Annotated in this window: 17 protein-coding genes; 11 read left to right on the top strand and 6 right to left on the bottom strand. The window is 46.4% G+C overall.

The genetic code is table 11. The features are described 5' to 3' along the window. From QUA38_RS19505 to QUA38_RS19485, 5 genes are all read left to right on the top strand, one after another. The coding region (locus QUA38_RS19505) for a calcium-binding protein (RefSeq protein WP_333164645.1) at positions 1-618 on the top strand (618 nt) is incomplete at its 5' end. A 238-nt stretch (positions 619-856) separates the two neighbouring features. After that, positions 857-1,798, top strand: a complete 942-nt coding sequence (gene truB, locus QUA38_RS19500; protein ID WP_333164642.1) for a tRNA pseudouridine(55) synthase TruB — start codon at positions 857-859, stop codon at positions 1,796-1,798. Between the two features lie 149 nt (positions 1,799-1,947). Then, the gene (gene yidD, locus QUA38_RS19495) at positions 1,948-2,178 is read left to right on the top strand and encodes a membrane protein insertion efficiency factor YidD (RefSeq protein ID WP_333164640.1); all 231 of its coding nucleotides are present in this window, start codon (positions 1,948-1,950) and stop codon (positions 2,176-2,178) included. A gap of 216 nt (positions 2,179-2,394) precedes the next feature. After that, positions 2,395-3,609 (top strand): response regulator, encoded by a 1,215-nt coding sequence (locus QUA38_RS19490; protein ID WP_333164637.1) that lies wholly within the window; start codon positions 2,395-2,397, stop codon positions 3,607-3,609. A 105-nt stretch (positions 3,610-3,714) separates the two neighbouring features. Then, entirely contained in the window at positions 3,715-4,713 is a 999-nt protein-coding gene (locus QUA38_RS19485; protein WP_333164634.1) for a glycosyltransferase, read from the top strand. Positions 4,714-4,849: 136 nt separating this feature from the next. On the opposite strand, the gene QUA38_RS19480 is transcribed toward QUA38_RS19485, so the two are convergent. The 5 genes from QUA38_RS19480 to QUA38_RS19460 form a co-directional block, all read right to left on the bottom strand. Beyond that, positions 4,850-5,422, bottom strand: a complete 573-nt coding sequence (locus tag QUA38_RS19480) for a Uma2 family endonuclease (RefSeq protein WP_333164650.1) — start codon at positions 5,420-5,422, stop codon at positions 4,850-4,852. 8 nt (positions 5,423-5,430) lie between these two features. Further along, positions 5,431-5,760, bottom strand: a complete 330-nt coding sequence (locus QUA38_RS19475; RefSeq protein ID WP_333164631.1) for an iron-sulfur cluster assembly accessory protein — start codon at positions 5,758-5,760, stop codon at positions 5,431-5,433. Between the two features lie 153 nt (positions 5,761-5,913). After that, positions 5,914-6,333: a phosphomannose isomerase type II C-terminal cupin domain gene (locus tag QUA38_RS19470; protein WP_190693399.1), complete on the bottom strand. Its 420-nt coding sequence runs from the start codon at positions 6,331-6,333 to the stop codon at positions 5,914-5,916. A gap of 626 nt (positions 6,334-6,959) precedes the next feature. Next, positions 6,960-7,085, bottom strand: coding sequence for a hypothetical protein (locus QUA38_RS19465; protein WP_333164628.1), 126 nt, complete (start codon positions 7,083-7,085; stop codon positions 6,960-6,962). Between the two features lie 369 nt (positions 7,086-7,454). Beyond that, complete coding sequence (locus tag QUA38_RS19460) at positions 7,455-7,625, bottom strand: DUF433 domain-containing protein (RefSeq protein ID WP_333164647.1); 171 nt, start codon at positions 7,623-7,625, stop codon at positions 7,455-7,457. Between the two features lie 217 nt (positions 7,626-7,842). Between QUA38_RS19460 and gltB the strand changes: the two genes are divergently transcribed. From gltB to QUA38_RS19435, 5 genes are all read left to right on the top strand, one after another. Further along, positions 7,843-12,429 (top strand): glutamate synthase large subunit, encoded by a 4,587-nt coding sequence (gltB, locus tag QUA38_RS19455; protein ID WP_333164625.1) that lies wholly within the window; start codon positions 7,843-7,845, stop codon positions 12,427-12,429. A gap of 78 nt (positions 12,430-12,507) precedes the next feature. Then, on the top strand, positions 12,508-12,735 hold the full coding sequence (locus QUA38_RS19450; RefSeq protein WP_333164623.1) for a hypothetical protein: 228 nt from the start codon (positions 12,508-12,510) through the stop codon (positions 12,733-12,735). 21 nt (positions 12,736-12,756) lie between these two features. Further along, positions 12,757-12,960 carry a hypothetical protein gene (locus QUA38_RS19445; protein WP_333164620.1) on the top strand — a complete coding sequence of 68 codons (204 nt, stop codon included), beginning with the start codon at positions 12,757-12,759 and terminating at the stop codon, positions 12,958-12,960. Further along, positions 12,960-13,325, top strand: coding sequence for a hypothetical protein (locus QUA38_RS19440; protein WP_333164617.1), 366 nt, complete (start codon positions 12,960-12,962; stop codon positions 13,323-13,325). The genes QUA38_RS19445 and QUA38_RS19440 overlap by 1 nt, the downstream gene beginning before the upstream one ends. A gap of 151 nt (positions 13,326-13,476) precedes the next feature. Beyond that, positions 13,477-14,700 (top strand): AbiJ-related protein, encoded by a 1,224-nt coding sequence (locus QUA38_RS19435; RefSeq protein WP_333164616.1) that lies wholly within the window; start codon positions 13,477-13,479, stop codon positions 14,698-14,700. Between the two features lie 370 nt (positions 14,701-15,070). Here QUA38_RS19435 and QUA38_RS19430 read toward each other — a convergent pair whose 3' ends face one another. After that, on the bottom strand, positions 15,071-15,535 hold the full coding sequence (locus tag QUA38_RS19430) for a GUN4 domain-containing protein (protein ID WP_333164613.1): 465 nt from the start codon (positions 15,533-15,535) through the stop codon (positions 15,071-15,073). A 254-nt stretch (positions 15,536-15,789) separates the two neighbouring features. Here QUA38_RS19430 and QUA38_RS19425 point away from each other — a divergent pair, with 254 nt between their 5' ends. Beyond that, entirely contained in the window at positions 15,790-16,377 is a 588-nt protein-coding gene (locus tag QUA38_RS19425) for a GNAT family N-acetyltransferase (protein WP_333164611.1), read from the top strand. Positions 16,378-16,566: the final 189 nt, after the last annotated feature.

Here is a 16,566-nt window from a genome sequence, read left to right as displayed (position 1 = left end):
GCGGGCGCTAACTTGATATTTGGTTTGGGTGGCCCTGACAGCATTTTGGGCTTAGGCGCAGACGATTCCCTCTACGGTGGCGACGGCGATGACTCACTGCTGGGCGACGTTGGGAATGATTTGCTGTTCGGCGGTGCCGGCCGCGACAGCGTTTTGGGTGGCGCCGGCGGCGATACTTTCTACGGCGGCAAAGGTTCTGACTCTATGCTGGGCGACGATGGCAATGATTTGCTGTTTGGCAACCAAGACACCGATACTTTGTTGGGAGGCGCGGGCGATGACACGCTTTTTGGGGGTGCCGGCGATGACTCGCTGTTTGGTGGCATCGGCGATGACTGTTTATCGGGCGATCGCGGGCGAGATACTTTAACTGGCGGCGTCGGAAACGATACTTTTGCGATCGGGCGTCAGGCAGATGCTGATGTGATTACAGATTTTACTGATGGTACGGATCAAATTCGCTTGGCTGCCGGCCTTACTTTTGGCGCACTCACCATTTCTGCTGGGGCCGGAACTTCCCCCAGTACAATTATTCAGCTTACAAGCACCAAGGAAACTCTGGCTACTTTATTCGGAGTTGCCCGCGCTTCTATCACTCAGGCAGACTTTATTCTTTAATGGGGAATGGGGAATTGGGAATTGGGAATTGATAATTAGGCTGGCGGGTACTTTGTAGTTTTAAGTTTTGAATGTTAAACTTTTTAACTCAAAACCGCTTTCCCGTTGCGAATAACGTTAGCTTTCACGATGCGAAGGAAAGCAATCTCAAAACTTTTCATCTTCCTTTTTCCTTCTTCCTTCTTCCTTCTTCCCTCTTCCTTCTTCCTTCTTCCTTCTTCCTTCTTCCTTCTTCCTAATGACTACTGACGGTTTTCTCAATCTCAACAAACCTGCAGGCATGACATCTCACGACTGCGTGGGGCGAGTGCGTCGGCTATTGAAACTCAAGCGAGTCGGACACGGAGGAACCCTCGATCCTGCTGTGACAGGCGTTTTGCCGATCGCCCTGGGTAAAGCAACCAGACTGCTGCAATATCTCCAACACAATAAGGCTTACCGAGGCACGATTCGGTTTGGCTTAACTACCGCTACTGACGATTTAGAAGGAGAAATTATCCATTCTCGATCGGTGCCAGAGTTGAGTTTGGAAAAAGTGCAAGCTGCACTGCCAAAATTTATAGGAAAAATTGAGCAGTTTCCACCTAGTTTTAGTGCGGTGCAGGTGGGAGGAAAACGCCTTTATGAGTTAGCTAGAAAAGGCGAAACTGTGGAAGTTGCTGCTAGAAATGTTGAGGTTTTCCGGCTGGAAATATTGGATTGGCGGCCGGGGGATTTTCCTGAATTGGACTTGTCGATCGCCTGCGGGGCGGGTACTTACATTCGGGCGATCGCGCGGGATTTGGGTGCGGTGTTGAATACAGGCGGCACTTTGGCTTGTTTGACTCGCACCGAAAGTAGCGGTTTTTCGATCGAGGAAAGCCTCAGTTTTGAACAATTGGAACTGCTATTGCAGGAAAATAAATTCTGCCCGATTTTGCCATCGGCGGTTTTGGGGCATTTAGGGGCGATCGTCCTTTCCCCTGAATATACCAAACGCTGGTTTCAAGGACAGCGCCTCCCGATTCCCGAAACACCGATCGGGGGAGAGGAGGACAGTAGGAACAATCCCTCCGACAACCCAATACCCCAACCTCCCTATCCGTTGCAGGTGTACGATCGAGACGGTAATTTTTTAGGTATCGGTCAAGTAGCGAACTCAGAGACAAGTACCATATTATCTCCTCACATTGTGCTGTAGCTATCTAAAATAAAAATGAAAATAGGTATAATTGGTACTGGAAAAGTTAGCGGAAGTTTAAATGCTGAGAATGCCTTCGATTCACCTAGCTTACAGCGGTACGGGACGAGATTTTGCTATTAATCTAATTAATCGCTGAGGTAAAAATTGTGAAAATATTGCTGATCGGATTAATCCGAGGTTACAAAATGGGGATTTCTCCTTACCTGCCTAACGCCTGTAGATTTCAGCCAACTTGTTCGCAATACGCGATCGAAGCAATAGAAAGATTTGGGCCCGCCCGAGGCGGTTCGATGGCAGTTAAGCGGATTTTGCGCTGTCATCCTTTTCATCCAGGGGGTTACGATGCAGTGCCTCCCAAAGATAGCGAGGGCAATTAGTTATTAGTTAGAAGCTGGATTTTAGTGATTAGTTAATAGTGCAAATAGGCGTGGCATCCTACTGGCTAAAACTACCGAGGGGAATCACTCCCTGATGGGGTTAAATTCGCATAATTAGTGGTTTTTTTTAAGCCAAATTCAGTAATATCACTGTTATCTTTCAAAACTCAGCAGCTATATAATGGTACAAACAGAGTACAGGGGATGCGAGTTGATATGTCTGCTACCGCAATCGGATACAAAATGTTGTCCCATACTCTGGCTGTACTCAGCCAGAAACAAGCAACGGGGAAACTGCTGTTAGAGCAAGGGGAACAACAGTGGCAGCTTTACTTTTTTCAGGGTAGTTTGGTTTATGCCACGGGAGGGTCCCACAGATCGAGGCGCTGGTACAGGGCGATCGGGCAACACTGTAGAAACTTTCATGTGGATCTCAGAGACCTCGATGCTGGAGAACTATGGGAATATCAACTGCTTCAGCGAGGGATAGCAGCCAGCGAAATGAGTCTGGAACAAGCTAGGGCGATCGTCCACACCAGTCTTTCCGAAGTGTTATTTGCTCTGATCGGTCAATCGGGTTTGCGCCGGGAGTGGCGTCCGTCCCAGAAATATTTTTCTACAATTACCTCTTCTTTGCTGCTGTCTTTAACAGAAGTAGAGAAAGTTCTGTGTTGTACAGAAGAAATTTGGCAGAAGTGGAAAGCAATGGGTTTGTGGCTGGTAGATCCAGAACAAGCACCGCTTTTAAAAGCGTCGGCTCAGTTGCAGCAAAATCGATTTAGTTCTAATTCTTTGATCGCTTTGGGTAACGTATTCAACGGCGAGAATACTCTTTGGGATATTGCATTTAAGAAAAAGCAGTGCGTGACAGTGGCAACTCGCGCTTTAGTTAATTACATCAAACAGGGTTTAGTAAATTTCCGAACAGTACCAGACTTGCCGTCGCCTATAGAACAGTGGCGCCTGGCCGCAGCTATTGCAGGGCCTGGTCGCCCTTTGATTGCCTGTATCGATGACAGTCCGACAGTATGCGAATTTTTAGAGCAAATTTTGTTGCCGGAGGGATATCGAGTCCTAAAAATTCAAGACCCAATGCAGGGAGTCGGTATCCTCGCCAAACAAAAGCCTGCTTTAATTTTTATGGACGTGGTGATGCCGAAGACAAGTGGCTTTGCTTTGTGCAATTTTTTGCGGAAGACACCGGCTTTCCGGGAAACTCCGATCGTATTTTTGACCGGTCAAGACGGTATAATTGACCGCACGCGAGCGAAATTGACAGGTGCTTCGGATTTTTTGAGCAAGCCAGCTAATCCCGAACAGGTTTTGCAAATAGCTGACAAGTATTTGAAGGTAAAAGGCGATCGCTACCCTTTGGCAATTCGCCCCCATGATTTACTGAACTCGCACCAACTTTCCTTGGCAAATTCTTGACCCCAAATTAATGAACACAAGAAGCCCTTACAGGGTGCGTCAGTTCCTGACGCACCCTAAGCTCATTGTAAAATAGAGGCGCAATCGAATTTAAGATAATTAATTATGAGTAATGTTACGATCGATCGCACCCCCCAGGTGAGCGTAGTAATTCCGGCTTACAACTGCGCTGCTTACGTCGGCCAAGCCGTAGATAGCGTTCTGCACCAAACCTATGCTAACTGGGAAATTATTGTCGTAGACGACGGCTCCCGAGACGATACCAAGTTAGTTTTAGAGAAATATGGCGATCGAATTCGCTACATTTACCAACAAAATCAAGGAGTTTCGATTGCCAGAAATCGCGGCATCGAGCTATCCCGAGGAGAATTTATAGCTTTTCTTGATGCTGACGACTACTTTTTTCCCGACAAATTAGCAGCACAAATGGCTGTATTTGCAGCGCGACCAAATCTAGGAATAGTTCACAGTGGCTGGCGTCTAGTTAATAGTATAGGCGAACCGCTAAAAGATGTCAAACCCTGGCAAAATGTCCCTAAATTAGACTTAGAAATGTGGCTGCGGTGGAAACCAGTCTTACCCAGCGCAATGGTATTTCGCCGTCAGTGGTTAGAGCGCGCCGGCGGATTTGATCCTCGATTTCCCCCGGCGGAAGATACAGATTTAGTGCTGCGTTTAGCCTTAATGGGATGCGAAGCAGAGTGGTTGCAACAAGTAACTGTTTGCTACCGCCAGCACGAACAAAGTGCCATGTACAAAGGTTTACCGCAGGCTAGATCCCTCGCCGCAGTAATGGACAATTTTTTTGCCCGCCCCGAGTTGCCGGATAAAATACGTTTGTTGGAAAAGCAAATCAAGTACAGTACCTTAGTTTGGATTGCTTGGTATTTATACCGCACCGGTCATTCTGTTGAGATGGTAGAGTTTTTGCAGCGTTCTTGGAATTATACGCCTTATTTGCCTGTGGAAACAGTAATTAATTGGGCGGAAGCTTTCGCCGAGTTTTCGCAGGATGCGGGAAATGAATTCGATGCAGATTTATTAGCTCAATCTCCGGAGTGGCAGCAGTTAATGCAGTGGATTATTCTCGGTACGCCAGCTTGATTGAAAGCTTTTCCATTGCACTCATATCGTTTACGGTTGCATAGGAATTATTTAACCGCAGAGAGCGCAGATGACACAGAGGAAGAGAAGAGAGGCTTTTCGCATTTCTGGCCATCTAAAACCTGCATAAACTTTATTAGGCTTCAGTTTGAGTTTCTGCTTCAGTAAAAATTGGCGGCCACAGTTCAAGAATTGGCAATTCCCAACCAGGGAAAAGTTCGGGGACAGTCAAAATATCTTCATTTCCCAACACAATCGGTTCACCTTCCTGACGATAAACTGTTACAGTTTCTTCATCTGGATCGATCAAAATTCCTACTTGCGCTCCGAGTTCTAGGAAATTATGAATTTTTTTTTCTAGCGGTTTAATGCGATCGCTCTGTGATTTAATTTCTACTACCAAGTCTGGGACTAATTCTGCGAAATAACGGGGACTTTGCCTGAGACGTGCGGCTCGGACAAAAGAAACATCAGGTGCTGTAAGGTTAGCATCAGGTAAAATAAAGCCGCCTGCAGAGTCAAAAACTCGACCCAAACGGCGGGGATTCACCCAAACGAAGAGAAAGGCACTCAAGCGAATGCCAATTTCACTAGATACAATGTCTGACGGGCCCACAATGATAATCTTCCCGCTTTCTAGTTCAACTTGGTAGTCTTGACCGGCTTCTTTGAAGGTTTTTTGGACTTTTTCTAAGTCTTTGACTGTCATCATATTGATTATTCCTTGGCAGAAAATGAGTTGCCACAGCTACAGCTTTGGGCGGCATTGGGATTGTGGAATCGGAAACCTCCGCCCATCAAGTCTTCTGAATAATCCAAGGTGAGCTCATTGAGATATTTTAAGTGCTGGGGGTCGATCGCAACTTCAATTCCCTCCGACTCGCATAGAGCGTCTTCTGGGGCTGGCGCATCGTCAAATGCCATTGTATAAGACAAACCGGAGCAGCCGCTCGATTCCACGCCCAGACGAAATAAAGCATTGGGGTTGGCATGCTTCGACTTGAGGCGCGTTACTTCTGTTGCTGCTGTTTTGCTCAGATGAATCATTATGAGTAATTGGTAATTGGTAATTGGTAATTCGTAATTCGGAAGTAATGTTGAGTTTTGAAAATGTAGAATGTGCCTAGGCGTCTACCTTACCCGGAGAATGTAAAGTGCGCCGGACCGCGCACCTTACCCCTATATTTTTAGCAACGTGAGTTACTTAGCCTTTTCATTACGAGCATAATCGTCTTGAAAGCGGATAATATCATCTTCTCCGAGATATTCGCCATTCTGCACCTCAATTAAAACCAGGGGGATAACTCCCGGATTTTCCAGGCGGTGAGAAGTGCATTGAGGAACGTAGGTAGACTGATTTGTAAACAGAACTTGTTCAGTTTCGCCACAAGTAACTTTTGCAGTACCTGAAACCACAATCCAGTGTTCGCTGCGGTGGTGGTGCATTTGCAGGCTGAGGCGGTGTCCAGACTTAACTTCGATCCGCTTAATTTTATATCCTGGGCCTTCTTCTAGAGTCGTAAATGAGCCCCAAGGCCGCAATTCTGTAGCGGCTATTCCGTTGGGTGCTGCAGGTGCGTGCAGGGTAGATACTTGAGAAATTTCTTGAATCTGAACCATGATTTTCACTCCTTGAGGATTGCTTGCTGAATCCTTTGGTAAACGACGTTGTTTTTTGAGATTAACTAATCTATAGTTAAAATCGAAGCCCACCTGCGGGGACTGGTTAGCCGACTGTAGAGTTTTGCAAGAGTTGTGCTCAGCCCGATCGACTTGCCTTAACAACCATAGCAAAACCAACATAGGTGTTGTCACCTGTTATTAGATCGATCGCCCCAATCTACATCAAATCTTCATAGAAACGGCGCTAGTCCTTGAATATTGATTAAAGGTGAATCCTAATCCAGCTCTTGAGACTGCTGCTGCAAAACTTCTAGCATCTGGTTAGACACCCTCTGGTATGAAAAGTGGTAGAATAGTTAGACTTGAATAAGTTTGGATAAGTTTTGTGAAGCAGTGATAAGTAAACCGAACGTCCTATAGCCATCCTAAATCATTTGTGAATTTCTTACTCCTTCTTGATCGGGGGAGGGTTGGGGTGGGGTCAAAAATTTACGACTCCTGCAAGGATTGCTATAGAGTTTTTTCAATTCTGCAACCAGGGTGCAAGAAAGCGACGGAAAGCTATCTAACCAGGCTTTGAGTCGAGCGACTTTTTGCAATTTTTCAGAAATACTCATTGCTGTTTAGTCGGCAAAATGCTGGTGGAGAATGTCACCCACACGCTGAGGATAAAGTCGGACTAACAGTGCGATAAAGTTATGATAGAGTTGATTGGCGATCGGGGATTGAGTAGTTGGGAATAACTCCATAGAGCGTATTTATTAAAACTATGCACTGACAATCGTAACTTGTTCAGTAGTTGCCATTGCTAAAATCGCTAAAACTTTTGAAGCTAAAGGCTTCAAATCTGCCAAGCGATTAGATGGTGCTTGTAGAACAATTACCGCAATATCAAACTGTGGTAAATTTTGTTGAAATGATAAGTTGCGATCGACGGTGATGAAAACATCAAAATCTGCTTCTGCAAGTGCAAGAAGTTGACCATTCTTTACACCTGCTCATCCCTTTTGTGGAACTGCTTTTATCTCATAGTCAACAAATTATCGGGCAAATTTGCGATCTATACACTCATCCAAAAGAAGCTTAATGCGTTATGCTACCATGCCAACGAGCTGTTTTTATACCTGTTCCAGCAACGCGATAACTTGCTCTTTAGTTACAGTGGGAAATCCATCTAAAAAATCATCAATGGATTCTCCTGCTTTTAGATAGTCTAGAAGTGTTTGTACCGGAACCCTCGTACAAGCAAATACTGGAGTTCCACCCATAATTTCAGGAGATACGCTAATAATTGAAGAGTCTTTAAGTATAAATCTTTAACCTCCGGGTTCCATAGTTAAGTTATCGGCTTTAACTATTTTTTTACTCGGATCGAATAAGTTTGGATTTTTTGGTAGCTCTACCCAATTGAGTAGATCCACATATAATACATGATACTAGATCGATCGGCATCCCATCCTCTACTCTAGATCAACATCTTTTCGCCACTTTGACAGGAGCATCAAAATGAACAGCAACGGACTGCCACAAAAGCAAGGTCTGTACGATCCGCAGTTCGAGCACGACGCTTGCGGAGTCGGATTCATCGTACACATGAAGGGTAACAAATCCCACGAAATTGTCGAGCAGGCACTGACAATCCTATTGAACCTCGACCACCGAGGCGCGTGCGGCTGCGAACCCAACACCGGAGACGGGGCGGGGATTTTGATGCAGGTACCCCACAAGTTTCTCAAGAAAGTAACGGCGGCCCTCAACATCGAACTTCCCGAAGCCGGCGAGTACGGCGTTGGCGCGATTTACTCGTCGCCAAATCAAACTGAACGCGAAAACGGCAAACGCATTTTTGAGGAAATCGCCGCCGAAGAAGGCCAAGAAGTGCTGGGCTGGCGCGATGTTCTCACCGACAACTCGTCCCTCGGCGACACCGCCAAATCTAGCGAACCCTTCATGCAGCAAGTGTTCCTCCGGCGCGCCGCAGGTATGGACGAGGCGGCTTTTGAGCGGAAACTGTACGTCATCCGCAAACGCGCTCACAATGCCATCCGCAGGACTAACACAGACCCATATTGGTATAATTCCACTCTCTCGTGCCGGACGATTGTCTACAAGGGTATGTTAATGCCGGTGCAAGTCGGCGATTACTATCCCGAACTGCACGACCCAGACATGGAAAGCGCTCTAGCCCTGGTTCACTCGCGCTTCAGCACCAATACTTTTCCGAGTTGGGAACGATCGCACCCTTACCGCTACATCGCTCACAACGGCGAAATTAACACGATGCGCGGCAACATTAACTGGATGCACGCGCGACAATCGCTGTTTGAATCGGAACTATTCGGCGATGACTTAAAGAAAATCCCCAATTTAATCAATATCGAAGGCAGCGACTCGACGATTTTTGACAATGCTTTGGAATTGCTGACTTTGGCTGGGCGTTCTTTGCCGCACGCCGTAATGATGATGATTCCCGAACCTTGGACAGCCCACGAGTCGATGAGTGACGAGAAAAAGGCTTTCTACGAATACCATTCTTGCTTGATGGAACCTTGGGACGGCCCAGCTTCGATCGCATTTACCGATGGTACTTCGATCGGGGCCGTGCTCGATCGCAACGGTTTGCGCCCTTCCCGCTACTGCGTTACCAAAGACGACTTGGTAATTATGGCATCGGAAGCGGGAGTTTTGCCGATCGCCCCGGAACGGATTGCATCCAACGGCCGCTTGCAACCGGGGCGGATGTTCCTGGTAAATACCGAGGAAGGCCGCATCGTCTCTGACGAAGAAATTAAGACCAAAATCGCCACAGAACACCCGTACCGCGAGTGGATAGACCAGCACATGGTCGAAATCGCCAAACTGAAAGATGCGCCGGCATTGCCAGAATCCGACCCCGAAACATTGATCCAGCGGCAAATGGCTTTCGGCTACACCTTTGAAGAACTGCGGTTGCTGTTAGCGCCGATGGCAAAAGATGGCGTGGAAGCTGTCGGCGCGATGGGTGCGGATACGCCGCTGGCGGTGCTTTCCAACCGCCCAAAACTGCTTTACGAATACTTCCAGCAGTTGTTTGCTCAAGTTACCAATCCGCCTATTGATTCTATCCGCGAAGAAATTGTAACTTCTGCCGAAACTACGATCGGCGCTGAACGCAATTTGCTCAAACCGGAACCCGAAAGCTGTCATTTGATAGAACTGAAAACGCCCATTCTCAGCAATGAAGAATTAGCTAAGCTCAAACACGTAAATGAGGGCAATTTCCGGTCGATTACACTACCGATTTTGTTCGATCCCAAAAGCGGGGTAAAAGGTCTCGAACAAGCCTTAGAAGAGGTTTTTGCTGCAGCAGACAGCGCGATCGCCTCCGGGGTGAATATCATCATTTTGAGCGATCGGGGTATCAGTCCAGACAAAGCCCCAATTCCGGCGCTGCTGGCAGTTGCAGGCCTGCACCACCACTTGATCCGCAAAGGAACGCGCACGCGGGCGGGACTCGTGCTCGAATCCGGCGAACCGAGGGAAGTGCATCACTTTGCGACACTTATTGGATACGGTTGCGGCGCTATTAATCCGTATTTGGCCTTTGAGACGATCGCCGATTCGATCCGCGAAGGATTGCTGCTAAATGTCGAGTACAAAACAGCTTGCAAAAACTACGTCAAAGCCGCAACTAAAGGTGTGACGAAAGTTGCCTCGAAAATTGGGATTTCCACAATTCAAAGTTATCGCGGCGCGCAGATTTTTGAGGCGATCGGCTTAAACAAATCCGTAGTCGATAAATACTTTGCTTGGACAGCCTCGCGGATTGAAGGCGTAAGCCTCGAAGTCCTCGCCCAAGAAGCAATTTTGCGCCATACTCACGCTTTCCCAGACCGCCCATCCAGCGGACATACTCTCGATGTCGGCGGCGAATATCAGTGGCGGAAAGAAGGCGAGGCGCATTTGTTTAGCCCGCAGACAATTCACGCGCTGCAAAAGTCGGTGCGCGAGGGCAGTTATACGCTTTTCAAACAGTATTCGGGGCTGGTTAATGAACAAAACCAGCAGCATTTTACCCTGCGCGGTTTGTTGCAATTCAAGCAGCGGGAATCGATACCGATTGAGGAAGTTGAGCCGATCGAATCTATTCTCAAACGCTTTAAAACTGGGGCGATGAGTTATGGTTCGATTTCTAAAGAAGCCCACGAATCGCTAGCAGTAGCGATGAACCGCATTGGTGGCAAATCGAACACCGGTGAAGGCGGCGAAGATCCCGATCGCTATACTTGGACGAACGATCGCGGCGACTCGAAAAACAGCGCGATCAAACAAGTTGCTTCCGGGCGTTTCGGCGTTACCAGCTTGTACCTTTCCCAAGCGCGGGAACTGCAAATCAAGATGGCGCAAGGCGCGAAACCAGGTGAAGGCGGACAGTTGCCCGGTAAAAAAGTATACCCGTGGATTGCGAAGGTACGGAACTCGACTCCGGGTGTGGGTTTGATTTCGCCTCCTCCTCACCACGACATTTATTCGATCGAAGATTTGGCAGAATTGATTCACGACTTGAAAAATTCCAACCGGGAAGCGCGGATCAGCGTCAAACTCGTGTCGGAAGTTGGAGTCGGGACGATCGCGGCCGGGGTTGCGAAAGCCCACGCCGATGTCGTGTTGATTTCCGGCTACGACGGCGGAACCGGCGCTTCGCCGCAGACTTCGATCAAACACGCGGGTTTACCTTGGGAGTTGGGATTGGCGGAAACTCACCAGACTTTGGTACTCAACAATCTCCGCAGCCGGATTGTCGTGGAAACTGACGGTCAAATGAAAACCGGCCGCGATGTAGCAATTGCTGCCTTGCTTGGTGCTGAGGAATTCGGTTTTGCGACGGCGCCGCTGGTGACATTGGGCTGCATCATGATGCGCGTGTGCCACCAGAACACTTGCCCGGTGGGCGTGGCGACGCAAGACCCGCTGCTGCGGAAAAACTTTACCGGCGACCCCGACCACACGGTAAACTTTATGACCTTCGTCGCACAGGAAGTCCGGGAAATTATGGCGCAGTTGGGCTTCCGCACGCTGAATGAAATGGTGGGGCGGACTGATGTTTTGGAACCTCAGCAAGCTGTGGAACACTGGAAGGCTAAGGGTTTGGATTTCTCCAAAATCCTTTATCAGCCGGAGGTTGGGGCGGATGTCGGGCGCTATTGTCAGATGGCGCAGGATCACGGGTTGGAAAAGTCCCTGGATATGACTGTGTTGTTGGATTTGTGCAAAGGTGCGATCGAAAACGGCGAAAAGGTACAGGCCAAACTGCCGATTACCAATGTCAACCGCGTTGTCGGCACAATTCTCGGCAACGAAATCACCAAACGCAACTGGGAAGGTTTGCCGGATGACACGGTGCACCTGCACTTCCAAGGCAGCGCTGGGCAAAGCTTTGGGGCTTTTGTGCCCAAGGGTGTCACCCTGGAGCTCGAAGGCGAAGCTAACGACTATTTGGGCAAGGGGCTCAGCGGCGGCAAAATCATCCTGTATCCGTCGTCAGCTTCTACCTTTGTCGCGGAGGAAAACGTGATTGTCGGTAACGTAGTGCTTTACGGCGCGACAGCCGGCGAGGTTTTCATCCGAGGGATTGCGGGCGAACGTTTTGGGGTGCGTAACTCCGGCGTGAATGCAGTAGTTGAAGGTGTGGGCGATCACGGTTGCGAGTACATGACTGGCGGGAAAGTTGTAGTTTTGGGTGAAACCGGGCGCAATTTTGCAGCGGGTATGAGTGGCGGTGTTGCTTACATTTTGGATGAGGCGGGCGATTTTGCTACTCGCTGCAATATGTCGATGGTGGATTTGGAAAAATTGGAGGATGTTGAGGAAATTAGCGATTTGCGGCAGATGCTTCAAACTCACGTTGATTTGACTGGAAGTGCGAAAGCATCGAAGGTTCTGGCTGCGTGGGATGAGATGGTGCCGGTGTTTGTGAAGGTGATGCCGAGGGATTATAAGCGGGTATTGCAGGCTATTGAAAGGGCGATCGCATCGGGTTTAAGCGGTGATGATGCGCTGACGGCTGCGTTTGAAGAAAACGCTCGCGATGTCGCCCGAATTGGCGGCAGCTAGGGTTCTGCGTTAGAATTATACTCATGTAGCAAGGGGCTTAAAGCCCCTTGTTATGTGGCATAAAAAGAGGATTATTGAATGGTAGAAAAAGAATGGGAAACTGATGAAGATGAACTAATTTATCATTTAGAAGCTCACAAAAATTTAATTGGATGGGTTATGGATAAATTACAAGCAGCGGGCATTCCCTGCGAAAGAACAAGAGGCCGTAACCCGAATGGAGATATTCTTTACTACAGAGCAGAAGATGAAGCACAAGTCAAGGAAATAGTTCGCGAAATCAATGCCAAATACAATCAATTGTAAACACCGGACAAAAATACAGGGATGCCATACATTGAAGTCAAAACTCGTAAAAAAATCGGTCTGACTTTAGCAAAAAAAATAGTTAATAAAGGAAATATATCTGCCGTTTTGACTACCGGAGAAATTACAGACAAAGCAAAGAAACTGTTTGATGAAAATGACATTGCCTATGCAGAAAATATTCCCGATCGCGAATTTATGACTTGTGAATCTGAGGAGGACTAATGTTAGATATTGCATTTTACTCGCAGGATCGAGAAGAAGCCGAAGCTATTGAGGTTTCAAACGATTTTTACGAATGGCTAGCTCGCTCCGAGTTTGGTAGAATTGGTAAATCTGAAATCAAGGAGATGAAAGTGGATGGAGAACCAGTAGAAGTTCCTGTGATCGAATTAGCAGGAATCAATCGCCGCCAGCTTAGCGACTTCTTTCGCAATGCAATTGTTGAGGAAAGCGATGCCATGTTGGAGCAATTAAGTAGTTCTCTATCTAAGGAAGAATATCAAGAAGTTACCCACAGATTGTTCCTGCTGCAACAGTTGCGAAAGCAAATAGAAAATGAGCAGTACAAATATCTACAACGATTTTGATTGCCCTTATTATGAGAGCGATGGAAACTACCGAAAAAGTTATGGAGTACAACCCCACAGGTGCAGTTTAATTAATAGTTGGCTAGACCCTGTTTCTGGATTTTATTGATGCTAAAATAGTATTGATGACATTAGCAAAGTTCTTACCTCAATGTTAAAGGTGCAACAAGCTCTTGAAAATTTACGAGACAGAATAGCTGAAGTTATCGCTGACTTAGAAGTTTGGAGTACACTACATGAAGTTCAAGATACACTTGGACTACCAAAAGTAGAGGTTTATGGTGGGAAGCATAAGTATCTACGCCAAGTAACAGCAGAAGCTAGTGATGACACTATCATCCGTGTCGCACAGCAAATGCTTATCTCTTATCCCGGTACTCGTGCACAACCCTCAGATGCTAACCTGCAACTTCTTCAAGATGCTCTTTGGTGGATAGAAAGCCGAGGCATTCAGCAAATTTCTAATACCTGTCGCTACAGAATTGTAGAAAGTCTGGAGGACACTCGCTTTTGGGGAAGATTAACACTCAGAGAGTTTTTGGATCCCGCTATTCCTATCTCTGTGTATGGCTGCAGTTCTATGCCTGAGGTTGGAGATGATGGCTATCTACATAATACAGCGTTTAATGCCTTTCCACTATTCTTTAGAGAAAAGTCTCAGCAAATAAAGCCTTCACGAATTTCAGTTGCCCAATATTTCCGAAAACTTAAACTCACAGAATGGCCAGATCAAAGATTTTGCCTACTGGTTGAGCGATTAGTTCATCCTGAGGTTCAATTAGCTCAGAACCAGAGAGTTCTTGTGGAGCGACTTGATGAATTGCTACAACAGGATGATTTTGAACTTCGGGCAGAAGGTTCACAAGGTGGACTGCCAGTTTACAAAGTCAGGAAAAGAGCGACAGGCGTAAATGGAGTACCGAAGTATATTATTTTTGCCGCTACCCTAAAGCCTGACATCGTTATCGATGATGCTTTGGATATGAACATTCGCATCGTGCGATATGAGGATAAATGCCTGGTTTACGATCAACCACCACCAGCAGGTAACCTAACATGGACAATGCTTGTTGAGTGGTGGTGTAAGCAGACAAAGAAACCTAGTAATGATGCAGAAGCAAGATCTGAGTTTGGTAACCGCTTACACGCATCTCTACAATCTGAAGCTGAGCGTGTTTTTTTTGCTAATTATTTCAGAGTTTTCAAGCCAATCCTAGAGGATAATTTACCAGCTTTACTGCCTCAAGTTTACCTTCATTACGATCCACGAAGTCGGGGTGAGCGAAGTAAGCAGGTACTTGTTCGCCAGCGTATGGACTTTCTGATATTACTTGCTAATGCTACTCGAATCGTTATTGAAATCGATGGCATTTAACACTATTCAGATGACAACGGACGTGCTTCACCATCTCGTTATGCTGAAATGGTTGCCGAGGATCGCCGAATTAGAAATCTTGGTTACGAGGTATATCGGTTTGGGGGAGGAGAAATCGTTGCTAGGAATGGAGAAAAATTTGTAGCTCTTGACACTGCCAAGGAAACTATTACGTCATTTTTCCAAGAATTATTTACTCGTCATGGTATTAAGGCAGTATTGGAAAGCCATTCACAACCATAACTATAAGCCGGGCAATAGAAACTGCTCATTTGGACGGAAGCGCCCAAAAATCCTATAGTTAATACCATTCCGAAGAATTTATAATTGATGTCGATAGAAAGGGGAAAGGATAGATTAGGAAGAAATCTTACAAGTTACATTCAGCTATTCGCTTGAGAATTAACCTCCATCCAGCACTAGCAAAGCGAGCATTCCAGTACATCCAAAATGAAGTAGGAACCAGCCAAGTTATCGGTAAATGCCCAACAGGAGCATCAATAGTATAATTAATTTTATCGTAATCGATCCAATCTTTTTCACTACGCCAACCCACTCGATCGGCTAGGACAAAATAATCCTCATCCACTGCTTGATAGAGATTTGAGATCGCACTAAATCCGAAACGTCCACGACTCGCTTTAACCCAGAGTCGATCTATCTTTTTTAACTCGGAACATGGAAAATTTTGAATGTCGTTGGCTGTGAGTAGGCGATCTTGTCTGGAATCTGCCCCGGCAATTTGCAGCATTAGTTGTCTGGTTTCAATGTCGGCATCTTTCCAATGTTTCCGAGTCAGGAAGTGATGAAGTTGAGTGTAGTCAGTTGTGGTCATTAATTTTATGATTGGTTTTATATTCTAAACAGAACTCCTAGAAGCCTCTCCTGGGCTCACCGCTGCCGATTTAGTCAACGTTTCGGCTTACGCCGATGCCCATCCTGAAGCAATTGCGATCGCATCGGGTTTGAGCGGTGATGATGCGCTGACGGCTGCGTTTGAAGAAAATGCTCGCGATGTGGCCCAGAGTGGTTGCAGTTAGGGTTCTGCGGTAGAATTCTACTCATGTAGCAAGGGGCTTAAAGCTCCTTGTGCGAGTTCCTACACACTATGCAATGGAATATCTAACTTTTATAGAAGCCGATGGAGAGGACATACAGGCGATCGTCAATATTCACAATTCTCATGCGCGCAGTCAAAATACGTCGATCGAGCGCGGCTTTTTACTAACACAAATTACTGAAGATGAGATTGTCAAAAGCTTAAATAATTCATGCAGATATTTTGTGGCAGCTAAAACCGATGGGGAAATTCTGGGATTTGTGGCTATATCACAACCCAAAATATTTGATGAAATCTTGGATAAAATTATCTGGAAAGATGAGGGTTTTAAGAAAAGAGTCACCAGCGATCGGCATTTTTATCTCGAAAGAGTAGCAACTAAGTTAGATTGGATGGGTAGAGGTGCTGCTCGATTTATGTATAAAGAAATTTATCAAGTTTTTCCAAATTCATTTATTTTGCTGTTTATTGTTACCCAGCCAATAGCTAATACTCGTTCCCTAATGTTTCACCAAAAACAGGGATTTGAACAAATAGGAACTTTGCAAGTTGACAGATTTCTCGATTTAGAAAATTTAGAAAATTATGAATGTATTTTGATGTTTAAAGAAACTTGAATTTATCATGAGTGAGTCTCCAAGCAGAAGCCGACCTCAATCCAGCCTAACAGGAGTTACCAGAAGCGAGGGAACTGTTATCTCCGCGAATTGCCATCTCAAATAAGCTCGATCCTTAGCGGGTGACAACGTACCTATAATGCTTGCTGCATAAAGGATAGAGCCAAGAAGCCGCGCTGAAAATAGAGA

The organism is Microcoleus sp. Pol12B4 (assembly GCF_036701385.1).
Lineage (GTDB): Bacteria > Cyanobacteriota > Cyanobacteriia > Cyanobacteriales > Microcoleaceae > Microcoleus.
Note: the sequence above shows the minus strand (reverse complement) of the source record. Positions and strands in the feature narration are given on the sequence as shown.